14 protein-coding genes are annotated in these 15,423 nt (G+C 58.6%); 10 read left to right on the top strand and 4 right to left on the bottom strand.

What is annotated here, in order from left to right; genetic code table 11:
* Positions 1-6: 6 nt before the first annotated feature.
* Entirely contained in the window at positions 7-1,782 is a 1,776-nt protein-coding gene (locus IVA91_RS14405; protein ID WP_256464577.1) for a phosphoenolpyruvate hydrolase family protein, read from the top strand.
* Positions 1,783-1,810: 28 nt separating this feature from the next.
* Here IVA91_RS14405 and IVA91_RS14400 read toward each other — a convergent pair whose 3' ends face one another.
* Together IVA91_RS14400 and IVA91_RS14395 are read right to left on the bottom strand one after the other, a co-directional pair.
* Complete coding sequence (locus IVA91_RS14400; protein ID WP_247277955.1) at positions 1,811-2,425, bottom strand: hypothetical protein; 615 nt, start codon at positions 2,423-2,425, stop codon at positions 1,811-1,813.
* A 1,060-nt stretch (positions 2,426-3,485) separates the two neighbouring features.
* Entirely contained in the window at positions 3,486-3,647 is a 162-nt protein-coding gene (locus IVA91_RS14395; protein ID WP_247301015.1) for a hypothetical protein, read from the bottom strand.
* Positions 3,648-3,866: 219 nt separating this feature from the next.
* Between IVA91_RS14395 and IVA91_RS14390 the strand changes: the two genes are divergently transcribed.
* Genes IVA91_RS14390 through IVA91_RS14380 form a run of 3 tightly spaced genes read left to right on the top strand, consistent with a single transcriptional unit; the run spans position 3,867 to position 7,744 of the window.
* Positions 3,867-5,117, top strand: a complete 1,251-nt coding sequence (locus tag IVA91_RS14390) for a Tm-1-like ATP-binding domain-containing protein (RefSeq protein ID WP_247458850.1) — start codon at positions 3,867-3,869, stop codon at positions 5,115-5,117.
* On the top strand, positions 5,104-5,934 hold the full coding sequence (locus tag IVA91_RS14385) for a phosphoenolpyruvate hydrolase family protein (RefSeq protein ID WP_247335164.1): 831 nt from the start codon (positions 5,104-5,106) through the stop codon (positions 5,932-5,934). The genes IVA91_RS14390 and IVA91_RS14385 overlap by 14 nt, the downstream gene beginning before the upstream one ends.
* 31 nt (positions 5,935-5,965) lie before the next feature.
* Entirely contained in the window at positions 5,966-7,744 is a 1,779-nt protein-coding gene (locus IVA91_RS14380) for an FAD-dependent oxidoreductase (protein ID WP_247458849.1), read from the top strand.
* A 729-nt stretch (positions 7,745-8,473) separates the two neighbouring features.
* On the opposite strand, the gene IVA91_RS14375 is transcribed toward IVA91_RS14380, so the two are convergent.
* Both IVA91_RS14375 and IVA91_RS14370 read right to left on the bottom strand, forming a co-directional pair.
* Complete coding sequence (locus IVA91_RS14375; RefSeq protein ID WP_247458848.1) at positions 8,474-8,653, bottom strand: hypothetical protein; 180 nt, start codon at positions 8,651-8,653, stop codon at positions 8,474-8,476.
* Positions 8,654-8,767: 114 nt separating this feature from the next.
* Positions 8,768-8,965 (bottom strand): hypothetical protein, encoded by a 198-nt coding sequence (locus tag IVA91_RS14370; RefSeq protein ID WP_247458847.1) that lies wholly within the window; start codon positions 8,963-8,965, stop codon positions 8,768-8,770.
* Positions 8,966-9,298: 333 nt separating this feature from the next.
* On the opposite strand from IVA91_RS14370, the gene IVA91_RS14365 reads away from it, so the two are divergent.
* From IVA91_RS14365 to IVA91_RS14340, 6 genes are all read left to right on the top strand, one after another.
* Complete coding sequence (locus IVA91_RS14365) at positions 9,299-10,156, top strand: branched-chain amino acid ABC transporter permease (protein WP_247458846.1); 858 nt, start codon at positions 9,299-9,301, stop codon at positions 10,154-10,156.
* A gap of 3 nt (positions 10,157-10,159) precedes the next feature.
* Entirely contained in the window at positions 10,160-11,380 is a 1,221-nt protein-coding gene (locus IVA91_RS14360; protein WP_247458845.1) for a substrate-binding protein, read from the top strand.
* Positions 11,381-12,469, top strand: coding sequence for a branched-chain amino acid ABC transporter permease (locus IVA91_RS14355; protein ID WP_247458844.1), 1,089 nt, complete (start codon positions 11,381-11,383; stop codon positions 12,467-12,469). It begins immediately after the preceding gene.
* A complete protein-coding gene (locus IVA91_RS14350) occupies positions 12,456-13,190 on the top strand; it encodes an ABC transporter ATP-binding protein (RefSeq protein ID WP_247458843.1) in 735 nt (244 codons plus the stop codon). The genes IVA91_RS14355 and IVA91_RS14350 overlap by 14 nt, the downstream gene beginning before the upstream one ends.
* On the top strand, positions 13,183-13,878 hold the full coding sequence (locus tag IVA91_RS14345; RefSeq protein ID WP_247458842.1) for an ABC transporter ATP-binding protein: 696 nt from the start codon (positions 13,183-13,185) through the stop codon (positions 13,876-13,878). The genes IVA91_RS14350 and IVA91_RS14345 overlap by 8 nt, the downstream gene beginning before the upstream one ends.
* Positions 13,879-13,956: 78 nt before the next feature.
* Positions 13,957-15,213: an amidohydrolase family protein gene (locus tag IVA91_RS14340; protein ID WP_247458841.1), complete on the top strand. Its 1,257-nt coding sequence runs from the start codon at positions 13,957-13,959 to the stop codon at positions 15,211-15,213.
* The last annotated feature ends 210 nt before the right edge of the window (positions 15,214-15,423 follow it).

Genomic DNA, 15,423 nt, shown 5'->3' with positions numbered 1-15,423 from the left:
GCCGGTATGCACACGCGGGCGGACCAGGTAAGGGGCGGCGGGATCAGGCAGTTCTTCCGGAACTCCCGTTCGTTTGTGCTGGGAGCGGGAATCGGATCGGGCATGACCGCAAGAGCGGCCGAACGCGCGGGCGCAGATTTCGTGCTCGCGCTTAATGCTGGTCGTTTTCGGGCGATGGGCGGATCGTCACCAGCCTCGATTCTTCCAATACGCAATTGCAATGAATTCGTGGCCGGCTTCGGCCGGACCGAGATCCTGCCTAGCACGAAATTGCCGGTGTTTTTTGGAGCCTGTACCTTCGATCCGCAGCTCGATATCGACCGGTGGCTTGAGCGCATCATCAGATGGGGCTTTTCAGGGGTCACCAACTTCCCATCTGTCATCCACATCGATGACTACAGGAGGTCACTGCTTGAGAAATGCGGCCTTGGCTACGAGCGGGAAATCGAGCTCCTGGTGAAGGCGGCAAAACGCGGCCTGATGACGATCGCCTATACGCGCACCCAATCCGAGGCAAGGCGCATGGTTGAAGCGGGCACTGAGGCCATCTGCATCAACTTCAATCTCAACCGGAGCATCGAAACCGGATCTGCCCCATCGATCAGCCTCGCGGAGCTTGCCGCGCGTGCCAGCGCCGTTGCGCGTGTGGCTCAATCGATTGACAGAAACGCTATCTGCCTGCTTGGCGGCGGGCCAATAACCAAGCCTGACGAACTCTTGGAGATCTGTCGCGAAACGGGTGTCCAGGGCTTTATCGGCGGCTCTTCGCTCGACCGTGTCCCACTGGAAATGTCAGTCCTCGAGGTGACGTCGGGGTTCAAGACCATTCACTTGTTGCGGGAGAAGGTCGATCTCCTGGAGCGCCAGCTTCAGTTAAGTGGGTTCAGACATGGGGTGATCGCACAGTCCTCAGTCATGAAGCGCACCCTGGAGACCGCAAGACGCCTTGGTGCTAGTCCCAACCCTGTGCTCGTTTGGGGCGAGGCGGGATCAGGGAAGCGGAGAATAGCAAGTCTCGTTCATTCCTTTAGCGACCGGAAGCACGTGAACGCGGCGCTGTTTCATTGTCGTCGGGGCCTCGCGATCGATATGATCGGTGCGCTGTTCGGCGCCGAGGCCGATGAGAACAGGAGACGCCAACTGTCGCTCCTGGAAGGCGCAAGCGATTCTGCGCTCTTGCTGACGCATGTCGATCAGCTGTCGCGAGATGGGCAAGAACGTCTTGCCGACTATCTTGAGACAGGTACTTTCACGCCGCTGAACGGCGCATCCCTTGTAAGGTCAAACGCCCGGATCATCGCAACCGTAACGGTGGCTCGCGGAGCAAGCTTGGAAAGTGTTCTATGTCCCCGCCTTCTTGCCTTCTTTGCTGGGCTCGACATAGAACTACCCGCTTTGCCAAACCGGCTGGAGGACCTTCCGCAGCTCATTCAACATTTCACGGTGGAGGCGAAGGGAGTTTCGAACGCGCAAACGCTCGGGATAGAAAATTCTGCATTCCTGGCGCTCGCCGGCCATTATTGGCCTGGTAACTTGAGAGAATTACGCCAGATCGTCAACCAGCTGGTAATGCTGCCAGGTACCCACATTACAGCTGATGTCCTAAAGCCCCTTTTGAACGCGTCGTCACCCGCTAAGCCCATAAGTGCACTTTCCGAACGCGAGTGGATCATCGACGGTTTGAAACGCAACAGGCTTCACCGCGGAAAGACCGCCCGCTCGCTGGGGCTTTCAAGAAAAACCCTCTACAACAAGATCAAGAAGCTGCGGATATTGGAATAGGCTACTGCTCCTCACGTCCTTTCGGTCCTCACGTCTTTCGTCCCTGAGGCTTCGAACCGGTGCCCTCCAGGAGCGTGTACTTCGGCAACGACGATGCCTGGTCCTTAAAGCTTACCAGCTCCATCTCATCGCCAATTGCGTGGTTGAGAGCTTCTTCCGGCAAATGGATGATACCGAAAAGATGCGAGCCAAGTCGCCGCTCTGCCGCTGTGATCTGGGAATCATCACCGGCGGTGAACAATGTCTTGAATCCGAGGCTCGCAAACCATTCCATCCGTCGAAGTTCGAGCTCCTGTCCGGTATCAACCGGCCTGCCTGCCGTCGACCGGTCAATGAGGGACGCAGGTGGGAAGTTTATGACCCCCGTGATCCCGGCAGCTTTCAACAAATCGGCAAGATCCTCCCAGCACGAGAAGGGATCGATCATGACGAGCCCCGCATAGACATCAGCGGATGCTTCTTTGTGGAGACTGCGCAGGTCTCGCGAAAGGCAGTCGTTCCAGTCAATGACAGGCAAGGTTGCCATGACGAGTTTGGAGCCTTCTGGAAGGCTGCGCAAAGAGGGCGCATAGATTTCCATGCAGGCGCCCTTGGCTGTACCCGAAAGGTGCGAAACAAGCTTGCCGATCGCTGTCGCCTTCACCGTTTCTACTCAATCTTACCCGTTTGAACGTTTCACTGATCTTATACGTGATTTCAGCCCCTCTACACTACTGTTGTTGGCAATTCGGGAAGGGTGAAGTCCTTTTCAACGAACACGTGTCAATGCCGAAATATTTGGCAGGCTAGTTCCGAAGAGAACCGAAGCCCGACGGGACAACGTGGCGCCGAACGTTTAGCCGACTTCTTACCGAATGCGACGGGATCCGCTGGCAGACCGGTCGTCTGCTTTCTCCCTAGAACTTGAGCCGCTGTTGGAGAGATCCAGCAGCGGCATTTTTTAGCCGTTCGGCAGTGTCATCGGATCGGCGCGGTCACAATGTACCAGGATCTTTTCGCCTTCAAGGCCGTCAAGGACGTCGAAGCCATCGCAAGCCGCGCGGCGAATCATCCCGCCGGATCGCGACGTGATGCGGCAACTGATCGAACTTGCGGACGAGTGGTTTCGTGTGATCCTCATGTTTGCGGCGTCATCCGCGTGTAGGCAGGTGAGCGTTACGTCGCGGTTCCCTTGCGTTGGCGGCATATCATGTCGAGCGCCGGGAAGTCCTCGCGCCGAAACTCGCGTTGCTACGTTCTGCATAAAGAAGACATCCCCAAGTCCCCGCCGGGGCTCGCGGACCATCTCGCGGCGATGCGTGCTGCGGGGCCTTGCAAGGCTGGCGGCAGAGCGCGCGCTTTCCTCAGGAGTCATGCCACGGTCGACAACGCGCGCGTTCGCGCCATGATCGACATCGCGAGTGGCGACGCGGTCGAGCCCGGCGTGAAGGAGCCGATCTGCCGTTGCTCCTAGATTTTCCCGCACCCAAGCTGCGCTCCTACCTGAGAGACTGTTATAGCGAAAAAAAGCCCTCAACGCGCTAGGCTTCGCCAACAGCCCCTTGAAATACGTCTATGTCGTCCGGATCTTGATCCGCTTACATAAATTCGAGGAGGACTGCTGGCGCGCCAATCAAGGCGACTTTCGAACGGCGCAAGTCCGAGTGCCTCGATGCGCCCCGATGTGCCGGACCCCGGCTTCCACCGAGGACGCCGGCAAAGGATCAATGGGCAGCATTCACCACGGTCGCGGTCGATCCCGGACCGCTGGAGGATGTGGCCAATACCTTCGCCGAATTCTTGACGCCGCAGACAAAAGCCCATGCGCTGAAGGATGGGGCAGCGGTGTAGTCGGATCGATCATGGTTCTTCTCGATCATCACCATCGGCGGCAGTACATCGTCATCAACATGTCGGTCATGGTCATCACCGACGGGACTGGCTGCCCCGCGCGATCTTGAGCAGAAGCGCAGGCTGACAAGTGGGTGGCAAGCGCTTTCACCGCCTCTACCCAATCTTACCCAATTGCCCCTTTTACTCATCTTATGAGCGGTTTCAGCCCGGTCTAGACCACCTGTTGTTAAGAATGGTCCGGGAGGAAGATCGTGTCTCACCATTGCACGGACGACCAGGGGTCGATCCGGGACGGTAACCCGTCCGAGCTGGCGGGCGCGGTCGCGATCGTGGCGACCCTGGATACTAAGGGCGCCGAAGCGTCTTACCTTGCAGGTACCATCAAAGCGTGCGGCCGCAAGATCCTCCTGATCGACATCGGTACATCCAACTTGATTGCCGGGGACAAACAGGATGCTGACAGTGCTCGCGTCTCTTCGCCTGCCGAACTCTTGAAAGAGATAGCCGCAAGCACGCGCAAGAAGGTTGCTGGCCTCCTGCAATCAGGCGCGATCAGTGCGATCGTTGGCGTTGCAGGTGGAAAAGGTAGCGCGGCTTTCGGGGAGATCGTATCCGATTTGCCTTATGGCTTTCCCAAGTTGCTGGTCAGCAGCGCAAGGCCAGCCCTGCTCGCAGAATTGGCGATCCACAACGACATCATCCTCTATCCGACGCTCGTCGATCTTTTCGGAATCAATGCCTTTACCGATCGGGTGCTGCAGAATGCAGGGCGAGCCATTGCAGCCATGCACTATGCGCCCGCTCAAGGTGCGCACAAAAGAAAGATTGTCGCGATCACAGCCTTCGGCGTAACGACGCCCGCGGCAAATCAGTGCATGGCGCGCCTTGCCGAGGCCGGGGTAGACGCGATTGTCTTTCCTGCCAACGGGGCCGGCGGGCGCAAAATGGAGCAGCTGATCGCGGCCGGTGAATTCGACGCAGTCATTGATCTGACCACAACAGAGCTCGCTGACGAACTCTTTGGGGGGGCCGCCAGCGCTGGACCCGATCGGCTCAAAGCAGCGTCGCAGCAATTGATCCCGCAAGTGATCGCACCTGGCGCGGTCGATATGGTCAATTTTGGTCCGCGCTCGAGCATTCCTGATCAATTTCGCGGCCGCCAGTTCTACTCCCATACGGCCTACACAACGCTCATGCGCACAACGCCTTCCGAGAACGCGAGCATCGGCCGGCTCACGGCCGAGCGGCTGTCGCGGGCAGAGGGGCCTACCATCGTCCTTTGGCCCGCGAATGGCGTTTCCGATTACGACCGCGAAGGCGGCATTTTTTCCAATCCCGAGGCCGACAGGGCTTGGCTCGACGCGCTGAAGGACAATCTTGCCCCGAAGATCGCGGTCCGCGAACTGAACTGCCACATCAACGATCCCGAATTTGCCGAGGCCGCCGCGAGCTGGATCCTCAAACAATTGGGCACGGAGGCTGATTGTAATGCGAATGTTTGAGCGCAATGAAATCCTGTCCAGGATCGCAAGCCAGATCGAAGAACGAAAAGCGGTCCTTGCGGCCGGAAGCAGCTGCGGCCTGGTCGCGAAATGTGCCGTCCTCGGAGGGGCCGACATGCTGGTGGTCTACAGCACCGGGCTGTCGCGCCTTATGGGGCTTCCCACGAGCCGAATCGGCGATTCCAACGCGCGCACGCTCGAGCTTGCGGCCGAAATCCGCAATGTCGTCTCTTCCGTGCCTGTCGTGGGCGGCGTCGAGGCGTGGGATCCTCTCCGGCTCGACCTTGACGCGCTTCTCGACAAGTTCTGGGCGGCCGGCTTCTCCGGCGTCATCAACTATCCGACCATCTCCACCATGGGTGAAAAATGGCGTGAGCGCCGAGGCCGCGTTGGGCTCGGCTTCGACCGAGAGGTCGAGATGATTGCGACTGCCCGCAAGAAGAACATCTTCTCGCTGGCCTATGTCGCACGCGCCGAAGACGCCAAAGCCATGACGAGTGCAGGTGCCGACTGCATCGTCCCCCATGTCGGGGCAACCCGTGGCGGGCTCATGGGCCATGAGGATGGGCAGTCAATTCAAGAGGCGATCAGGCGCATTAACGACATCAACACGGCGGCACGAACCGTTCGCTCCGATGTCATCCTGCTTTGTCATGGCGGGGCGATCGCCGAGCCGCAGGACACGATCGAGGTCTACCGGTCGACTCAGTGTATCGGCTTCGTTGGCGCCTCCTCCATCGAAAGAATTCCCATCGAACGGGCGGTGAAGGCCGCGGCAGGGGAATTCAAAGCTGTCCCGCTCCCGCGACATCACTGACGTTCATCGGAAATCTTGCAGCGAGGCTGGAATGGATAAGCCGATCGGCCGATCAGGCAACGATAAGACAATCACATTCCCCCGAGGGAACAGGCTGGATCATGATTGGGAGACCGATGTACTCGTGGTCGGTAGCGGTGCGGCCGGGCTATCAGCGGCGCTCTATGCGGCAAAGGCCGGATTGCGAGTTACGGTATGTGAAAAATCTCCGCGAATCGGCGGCACCACGGCGCTGTCGAACGGCATGATCTGGGTTCCTTGTTCGCCCCACGCGCGGTCTGCTGAAATCGATGACTCGCTTGCGAAAGCAAAGACCTACCTGCAGCATGAACTTGGCATCCATTATCGGGCAGGCTTTGTTGAGGCCTATCTTGAGGACGGTCCAACTGCGCTCACAGCACTTGAGAACGGGACAGAGGTCAAGTTCACGCTGGCGTCTGTGCCCGATTATCACTCGAGCCAGGTCGGCGGGCTTGACAAGGGCCGGGCGCTCAGCCCTGCACCCTATGATGGAAGGCTTCTAGGCAGCGATTTTGATCTGATAGGCGACCCTATTCGTGTTGTGCTCGGCGGGATGATGATCTCGTCCGGCGAGGTGAGAAGCTTTCTGAACCCGTTCCAATCGTTTGCTTCGCTCAAGCATGTCTTGCGTCGCCTCAGCCGCTACGTAAGGGACCGCCTAAGTTACAGGCGTGGCACCGAGCTCAGCGGAGGCAATGCCTTGATCGCGCGGTTGCTCGCGAGCCTGCGCAAATACGAGGTAGAGATTTGGCCGGCCTCGCCTGTTATAGACCTCATCTTGGAAGAGGGGCGCGTCACGGGGGCAGTCGTCAAGCTGATCGATTCTGAGGTTCGCGTGTGCGCCTCGCATGCGGTGATCCTGGCAACGGGCGGTTTTGCTCATAACGCGCAATTGAGAGCCGAGCTAAGTGGCACTCACCAGCATGACGACACGCTGGCCCATCCCGATGCCACGGGAGATGGCATTAGGCTTGCGACCAGGCGCGGAGCTGCAATTGACAATGATGTGGCCTCTGCCGGCTTCTGGACGCCCGTGTCGATCCTGAAGAGCGGCAGCTGCTCGCAAATTGTCCCGTACGGCTGGCTCGACCGTGGCCGCCCGGGCGTCATTGCTGTGGGGCCAAATGGCAAGCGCTTCGTCAATGAATCCAATTCGTACCACGACATCTGCCTGGCAATTTTCAAAGGTGGATATCCGGCAGACAAGCGATTCTACTTCATCTGCGATCACGACTTCGTCCGCTTAAGAGGCATGGGACATTTGCTCCCCTGGCCCTGGACCTTGAGCATCGACAAATATGCACGCCTCGGATACATCAAGGTGGGGAAAACGATTGAAGAGCTTGCGAACCGGTTGGGGCTAGACCCTGCTGAGCTTCAAAAGACGATCGAGGAACATAACGCCCACGCCGCCGAGGGGCGCGATCCGCTTTTCAAACGTGGCGAATCGGTTTTCAACCGCACGCAGGGCGATCCTGCCGTGGGAATGAAAAATCCAAATCTTGGAGCAATCAGAAACGCGCCATTTGTCGCGCTGCCGATCGTGCCGGCAACGCTCGGAACAGCGACTGGATTGGCAACTGATACTGACGGCAAGGTCCTGGACGAAAATGGCAGGCCGATCATGGGTCTCTATGCTTGCGGCAATGACATGACCTCGCCAATGCGTGGGATCTATCCGGGAGCAGGCATCACGATCGGTCCGGCCATCGTCTTCGCATACCGCGCCGTGAACAGCATCCTGCTGTCGGCTCATCAGGGGCAAAAGGCTGCGGCTTCTAGAGCTTGACGGTGAAGTTCAGGTGCGTGGCGGCATGTATTCGCTGGGGTCGCGAAAGATATGATCCGGACATCAGTGGCAAGCAGAGATCGCTCTGAACGACGCTTTCAGACGCCCGTCATACAGAACTCATCTCTGAGCGAGGTGGCACTCTCGGCGTTAGAACAGACGCAACTCTTTGGGATATCCAAAGCTCGTCTGGGCTGCATATCATCTCGCGCTTTGTTATTCCGCAGTGAGCCACGATCTCTAACAACACCAAACTAAAACGCTTCATTCGCCGCAGCAGTTGAGTAAGAACGTGGACGCGGCTACGAAAGCGGTGACGGCTGCCTAGGCTTCTGGTTCTTGCCGACGTTCACATCCTGGCCAGGGAGTCCGATCAGGATGTCGCTGTCTTCCGAAAGAGGGGCGATGATCTTGTGACCCTTCGAAAGCGAGTCCCGCCTTTGAGCTGAAATGTGAAGCCAAGTTCGTCAAGCCATAAAGGCAGTGCATGATCCAGTAGTCCTTTTCAACCAGGGCCGGAGCAATGCCCTCCGTCCGCCACAATCCGAATCAGATCCGCCAACTGCGGATGTTTGTGGAGGAAATCACGCGGCATGTAGTTCGTTGCCCCTCAGCGAACCTTCAAAGAACTTCTTGGCGCGTTCACTTCCGTATGCGCTCACCGCACGACGCAAACGCTTCTGGTCGGACTCGGCGGCTCGCTCCGCCGCGGCGCTTGAGCACTTCATCCTAGGCCTCGGCAAGCTGATCGACGTTGTTGACGAGATCTACGAGCAGGAACTCCTTCGTCAGTGACTTCGGGAAGCGTTGCCTCATGCGAAAAGCAAACTCGCGGTTGCTGAGCTCAAACTCCCTGTGGCGCTTATGATTGTAGCTCTCGGTTTTGTCGTAGAGCTGCGTCGTGCCCACACCGAGACTGTTGTAGGCGGTTCGGCGAGGCCAGCACAAACGTGTTGTCTTCAGAAACGTCCTTGCGACTTTCTTGTCGTAGGCTGAGCCTGGGAGGCCATTTTCCGCTGTCTTTCAATCATTTTGGGGCAAGGACGGGCGCGCCTGCAACCCGAAGGTCACATGCTTGCGCTTGAGCTCGGCACCAAACAATGAAGCAGTCAGGCTCGGCGACCTTGCGGCGACCAGGCGTCGCGCCAGGCACCCCGCGCAAAATTGCTCCAGCATCGGCACGTTGTCGACCACCTCAATGACTGAGCCATCTTGCAGCACGCACACTACGTAGGTGATATGGCGACAGTTGCTTGCTCGTCGAGAGCTCCGCTACCGCAAGCACAATGCCGCTTACCAATGCCGCATTACCCCACATTACTCAGATTGCGTTGCGTTCCTGCTAGGCGAACTCGCCCTGCATATCGTGAATAAAACGTCGATCGGCGAGCCATCTTAAGAAACGCACCATCGGCCGCACCTCCAGGTGCCGGGATGAAACCTTTCAGGAGCGCCTCGTGTCACCAGCCCTTTGCATGCCAACCGCAGCTCACGCCATCGATCAATCTGGACCGGAGGATGCGCTCGCAAGTCCGAGGAATGTGACGTAGCGACATGGATACGCTGTTTATCGCCGCGTTCGAAGTCTTGAGCTTCGGCGCCATCGTGGTGCTGGTCGTGCTCGGTCTCGGAATCATTGCCAGCATGATGGGCATCTTCAACTTCGCACAGGGCGAGTTCGTCCTGCTCGGTGCCTACATCACCTATCTCGTGCACAGCATCGGTTTGCCGGTCGCGCTAGGCATGCTCGCCGCGCCTATTGCGGTCGGCGCGCTCGGGCTCGCATTGGAAAGACTCGTGGTGCGACGGTTCTACGCGGCGCCGATCGTCGCCATGCTCGGCACCTACGCGCTCGGGTTAATTATTCGCGAGATCGTGCGCGGCCTGACTGGCGGCCTATATCTCTCGGTGCCGGAGCCGGTCGGTGGGTCCATCACCATCGGCACGCTGCATTTCGCCACTTGGCGCTGCGTGATCGTTGTCATGACCGTGCTCGTGATGGCCGCCAGCTATGCGCTGATCGCCTACACCTCCTTAGGCCTGCGGGTCCGCGCCTCGCTGGAGAACCCGTCGCTGGCGCGGGCCTCAGGCATCTCCACCGGCATGATTTACAGCGTGACCTTTGCGTTTGGTGCGGCACTCGCGGGTCTGGCCGGCGCGCTGATCGTACCGGTCTTTTCGCTGTTCGCCGATCTAGGCATCCGCTTCCTTATTCAAGGGTTCGTCGCCGTGATGGTAGGCGGGGTCGGGTCCTTTGCCGGCCCTGTCGCCGGCGCCAGCGTAATCGGCACGTTCAGTGCCGCGCTGCCCTGGCTGGTGTCGCCGGTGATCGCCGACGTTCTGGTTTTCGTGCTCGCCATCATTTTCATTAAGGTCCGGCCGCAAGGCCTGGTCTCGGGAAGAGGGGTTTAACTGATGATCAACGCCAGCCAACAACTCAGCCGCCGCCGTTTTCTTCGCAATTTCGCCTTCGCCTCTGCCGCTATTGCAATCAGCCCGGGCAGCTGGGTGATCCGCCCGGCCTGGGCCAACGCCGCGGAAGGCCCGATCAGAGTCGGTATCGCCACTGATCTTACGGGTTCACTCGGCTTTGCCGGCAATACCGACGCTAATGTCGCTCGCATGATCGTCAAGGAGATCAATGACAAAGGCGGTCTACTGGGGCGTCCGATCGAGCTCCTTATCGAGGACACGGCCTCCAACGAGTCGGTCGCAGTCGGCAACGTCCGCAAGTTGATCCAGCGAGACAAGGTCGACCTGGTGCTCGGAGGCATTTCAAGCTCGATGCGCAATGCCATAAAGGACGTCATCATCTCTCGTGGCAAGACGCTCTACATCTATCCGGAGGGCTACGAGGGCAAAGAGTGCATGCCCAATCTGTTCTGCACCGGGCCGGTACCGGCTCAGAATTGCGACCAGTTCATTCCCTGGTTGATCAAGAATGGCGGCAAACGTTTCGCGATGCCGAGCTCCAACTATATCTGGCCGCAAACGATCAATGCCTATGCGCGCAAGGTGATCGAGAGCAATGGCGGCGAGGTGATCTTCGAGGAGTACTATCCGCTCGACCAGATCGATTTCTCCTCCACGGTGAGCCGCATCATCTCCAACAAGGTGGACGTGGTGTTCAACACCATCGTCCCTCCCGGCGTCAGCCCTTTCTTCAAGCAGCTCTATGGAGCGGGCTTCTCCAAGAACGGCGGGCGGCTGGGCTGCGTCTACTATGACGAGAACACACTTGTAATGAACCAGGCCAATGAGATTGAAGGTCTCGCAAGCAGCCTTGACTACTACAAGGCTTTGACATCCGAGGACCCGGTGAGCGCCAAGATTCAGGCGGCGTACGACGAACAGTTTCCTGCCAAGTTCCGGTTCTCGGCAGGCAGCGCCGCCACTGGCACTTATCGAGGACTGAAGCTGTGGGAAGCTGCGGTAAAGGAAGCTGGCACGATTGACCGGGGCGCGGTAGCTGCTGCCCTGGATCACGCCAAGATCGAGGAAGGTCCGGGCGGGCCGGCGGAGATGGTGCCCGGCAAGCGCCACTGCAAGATGAACATGTACATCGGTGTGGCGAAGGGCGGCCAATACGAGATCGTAGCCCGTAGCGCCGGCCTGGTCGACCCGAAGGAGTGCTGAATGTCTCAGGTATCGTCGACCAGCACCGGAACCCGTGCAGCGTCCTGCGTGATCGAAGCGTCGCAGACCCTCACTATCAGTGCGTCTGCAAACGCCGGCCGCCAAGGGGTGCTTCCAGTTATTGAAGTGGCGGTGCTGATCATCGCCGCGGTCGCGCCGTTGCTGCTGCAGGACTACATCACGGTCTATGCGACGCGGGTGCTTATTCTGTGCCTCTTCGCATTGTCGTTCGACTTGGTGTGGGGCTATGCCGGGATCTTGAGCTTAGGGCAATCGTTGTTCTTCGGCATGGCCGGCTATGGCGTGGCACTGCTTTCACGGGATTTCAACGTGGCGTCGATCTTTGCCGTAATTCCGCTCGGTACTCTGATCGGCTTCGTTGCTGCGTTGCTGCTGGCCGGTTTCCTGCTGCTCGGCCGCCACGCCTCCAGCATCGTCTTCGTCTCGCTCGGCACCATGACCGGAGCTTACGCAGCCGACCGGCTGGCGGGCGGTTCTTATTACCTTGGTGGTCAGAACGGAATCCCTTCGATCCAATCGATGAGCATCGGATCGTATGCACTGAGCGAGGGACCGGCTTTCTATTACTTGGCGCTGGTCATTCTGATACTGGTTTACCTATCGTCGCGCTTTCTGTTGCGCTCGCAGTTCGGGCTTGCGCTGGCGGGATTGCGGGAGAACGAACAGCGCATCGCATTCTTCGGCTACAAAGTTCAACACCTGAAAGCAATCATTTTCGCAATAGGTGGCGCGATCGCAGGCATTGCCGGAAGCCTTTATGCGTTCCATGAGGGCTTCGTCTGGACCACCATGCTGGGGGTCGTGATGTCGACCCAGGTCGTGCTCTACGTCCTGTTCGGCGGCTCTGGGACATTGATTGGTGCCGTGATCGGCACCGCAATCGTCGAGGGCCTCAGTTTCTGGCTCTCCGACAACTATCGCGACATCTGGCCGATCATTCTCGGCGGCTTGCTACTGCTCGTCATCCTGTTCCGGCCGCTCGGCCTGATCAGCCTGGTGCTCGGTGAGCGGGAGCGTGTCGGTACCTTCGGCCCGAGCCCGAAAGAGATACGTAATGCCGCTTCTTGAAGCCGCCGGAATATCCAAGGTCTTCGGCAAGCTCACCGCGCTGGACGGTGCCGCGCTCACAGTTGACGAAAACGAGTTTCATGGCCTCATCGGCCCGAACGGCTCCGGCAAAAGCACGTTGATGAAGTGCCTGGCCGGGGCGGAAGTACCGACACAAGGAAAGGTGAGTTTCGCCAACACCGACATCACCGCGTTCACACCGACAGAGCGTGCAAGGGCGGGTATGAGTCTGAAATTCCAGATCACCTCCGTACTACCGGCGCTGACGTTGTACGACAACATCCTGCTCGCGCTGCAGGCCCAATCCTCGCTGCTCGATCTGGTGTTCTCGCGTACTCGAGGACGACTGCACGATAAGGTCATGATGATGCTTGGCCAATTCCGCCTTGCCGATCGAGCCTTTGATGCTGCGGCTGCGTTATCGCACGGCCAGCAGCAATGGCTGGAGATCGCGATGGCGCTCGCAGGCCATCCGCGCCTTCTGCTCTTGGACGAGCCGACCGGCGGCATGAGTCTTGAGGAGCGTCGCGTCACCGGCGAATTGCTGCAGCCGATTAAACAGCATTGCTCGCTTATCATCGTCGAACACGACCTGGATTTCATCCGCGACATTTGCGACCGCCTGACGGTGCTCGATCAGGGCAAGGTCCTGGCGTCAGGTACGGTTGCGCAAATCCAGACCAACAAAAACGTCCAGGAGATTTATCTGCGCCGTGCCTGAATTCCTCGATATCAAGTATCTCGACGCTGGCTATAGACGCAGCCAGGTCCTGTTTGGCGTCAATATCGCCATTCCCTTGCGCGGTGGTGTGGCTATCCTCGGTCGCAACGGCGCTGGAAAAAGCACGCTCATGAAGGCCATCGTCGGCGAGCTGCCGATCTGGAAGGGCGAGGTGCAATTCGATGGCCGCGACATCAAGCGTTGCCGGACCGACGAGCGGGTGCGCGCCGGCATTGGCTACGTGCCGCAGGAGCATTCAGTGTTTGCGCGCCTCTCGGTGCGCGACAATCTCGCGGTCGGATCGGTTTTCCACCGCGATGCATCGGCCGTAGATCGGGTAATGGGAATGTTTCCGAAACTCGGCCAGCGCCTGGATCAGCCGGCCGGAACGCTGTCCGGCGGCGAGCGCAAGATGCTGGCGATCGCGCGCGCGATGCTGGGAAACCCAAAGCTGCTGTTGCTAGATGAGCCGACCGAGGGTGTCTGGATCGGCGTTATCGAGGAGATCACCGAGCGCTTGAGCGAGCTTGCCAGGGACATCGCCGTCATCATCGTCGAGCAACACCTCGATCTCGCAATGCGCGTAGCGGATCATACGTATGTGCTCGATCGCGGCCGCGTCGCGCTGTCGGGGCCATCGCAGCAGTTGCGCGGCGCCCCCCGTCTTTTGGTGTATCTGGCGCCATAGGAGCATCGCCCCGGCTCTCATCGCGTGGGCGGAGAAGCGGCTTCATCGACTCCATACAACGACTGTGCGGGACGGACAATGTCTGATGGAATTAACCAATTTGTTAATGCTTGCGAAGTCGTCGACGTGCATGAACATCACATGCCCGAGGTCGCCCTCAGCCGCGACGTAAACCTGCTGAAACTGTTTCAACAGAGCTATGCGGCTTGGACAAACTATGTCCTGCCATCCGAACCTAAGGCGACTAGCAGTATGATATCTGCTGCAACTGAGCCGACCACTTGGGAGGCCCTTGGGCCATTCTTGGAGAAGAGCGGCTCAAACGCATTCGTCCGTAACCTCGTGGGTGGAATTGCTGACCTTTATGGCGTTGGTGACAACGGAATTACGCGTGAAAACTGGGAGGCGGTAGACGCTTCAGTACGCTTACGCCACAAGGATCCGAAATGGCCAATCGAAGTCATTGGGCGCGCCGCCATCAAGAGGATCGTAACGGACCCTTTTCTCGACCCATTGCTCGACCCGCGCCCGGCCCTTGGCGAAAGATACGACGCCGTCCTGCGCATCAACGCATTTGCCTTAGGCTGGCATGCTGAATCTCGCGATCACAATGGAAATTCCGGACATACGTTGCTTGGACGTCTCGGCATGGAGGTGAAAACCTTCGACGATTATTGCGCCGCGATCCGCGAACTCGTAGCCGGATGCGCCGGGCGCAATCAAATTGCGCTCAAGAACGCACTCGCCTATGACCGGGATCTAAGCTTTGATGAACCGAACGAAGAGCTGGCTCGGCAGGCGTGGGGGCAAATGTCGCCGTCCCCTGGAGCGCGCAAGGCTTTCAGCGACTTTGTTGTCGACTTGTTCTGTCAACTCGCAGCCGCGGCGGATCTACCCGTTCAAACTCACCTCGGGACCGCGATCATAAGCGGTTCACATCCCTTGCGGATTGCGCCCTTGATTGAGCGTCATCCTCGGACCCGCTTTCTGCTGATGCATTTGGCCTATCCCTGGAGCCGGGATTTATTGGGAATGGCGTTTGTGTACCGAAATGTTTGGTTAGATTTGTGTTGGTCTTTTCTGTTGAGCCCATCCCATTTCAAGCTCGCGCTGCACGAGGCCATTGAAGTCTTGCCGGATGAATCGCGATTGATGCTCGGGGGAGATTGCCTCCACGTTGAGGAGACGTTCGCGGCGATTCAAAGCGCGCGCCAATTGGTTGGCGAAGTTCTGGACGAGAAAATTGCGAGCGGTTACTTTCGATCCCGCAACGCCGAACGATTGGCGGTCAGGATCCTTTGCGAGAACGCGACCGAGTTTTTTGCCATGTCTTGATTATGGGGACGAGTAACAGGTTTTGACGCTGTTTGTCTTGGTTCGAATCCAGGTTCCCCAGCCAATCTCCCCTAACGTAGGCAACTGCGTGAAATCGTTGAAGAGTTTTGCACTGGGTAGCTGACGTACCCCAACGCCGACCCCAACGCCTGCCCCCAACGGCAAACTTCGGTGCCCGCCATGTCGAGCGCCACCGCTAAGCCGACCCAG

The sequence above is a fragment of the Bradyrhizobium sp. 153 genome, assembly GCF_023073835.1.
Taxonomy (GTDB): domain Bacteria; phylum Pseudomonadota; class Alphaproteobacteria; order Rhizobiales; family Xanthobacteraceae; genus Bradyrhizobium.
This window is presented reverse-complemented; position numbering and strand designations above follow the sequence as displayed.

Excerpts from the sequence above, each read along its gene's own strand:
- IVA91_RS14405 (WP_256464577.1), top strand. The coding sequence starts at position 7 with ATGCACACGCGGGCGGACCAGGTAAGGGGCGGCGGGATCAGGCAGTTC.
- IVA91_RS14395 (WP_247301015.1), bottom strand. The coding sequence starts at position 3,647 with ATGGTGATGATCGAGAAGAACCATGATCGATCCGACTACACCGCTGCC.
- IVA91_RS14385 (WP_247335164.1), top strand. The coding sequence starts at position 5,104 with ATGCGAATGTTTGAGCGCAATGAAATCCTGTCCAGGATCGCAAGCCAG.
- IVA91_RS14380 (WP_247458849.1), top strand. The coding sequence starts at position 5,966 with ATGGATAAGCCGATCGGCCGATCAGGCAACGATAAGACAATCACATTC.
- IVA91_RS14365 (WP_247458846.1), top strand. The coding sequence starts at position 9,299 with ATGGATACGCTGTTTATCGCCGCGTTCGAAGTCTTGAGCTTCGGCGCC.
- IVA91_RS14360 (WP_247458845.1), top strand. The coding sequence starts at position 10,160 with ATGATCAACGCCAGCCAACAACTCAGCCGCCGCCGTTTTCTTCGCAAT.
- IVA91_RS14355 (WP_247458844.1), top strand. The coding sequence starts at position 11,381 with ATGTCTCAGGTATCGTCGACCAGCACCGGAACCCGTGCAGCGTCCTGC.
- IVA91_RS14350 (WP_247458843.1), top strand. The coding sequence starts at position 12,456 with ATGCCGCTTCTTGAAGCCGCCGGAATATCCAAGGTCTTCGGCAAGCTC.
- IVA91_RS14340 (WP_247458841.1), top strand. The coding sequence starts at position 13,957 with ATGTCTGATGGAATTAACCAATTTGTTAATGCTTGCGAAGTCGTCGAC.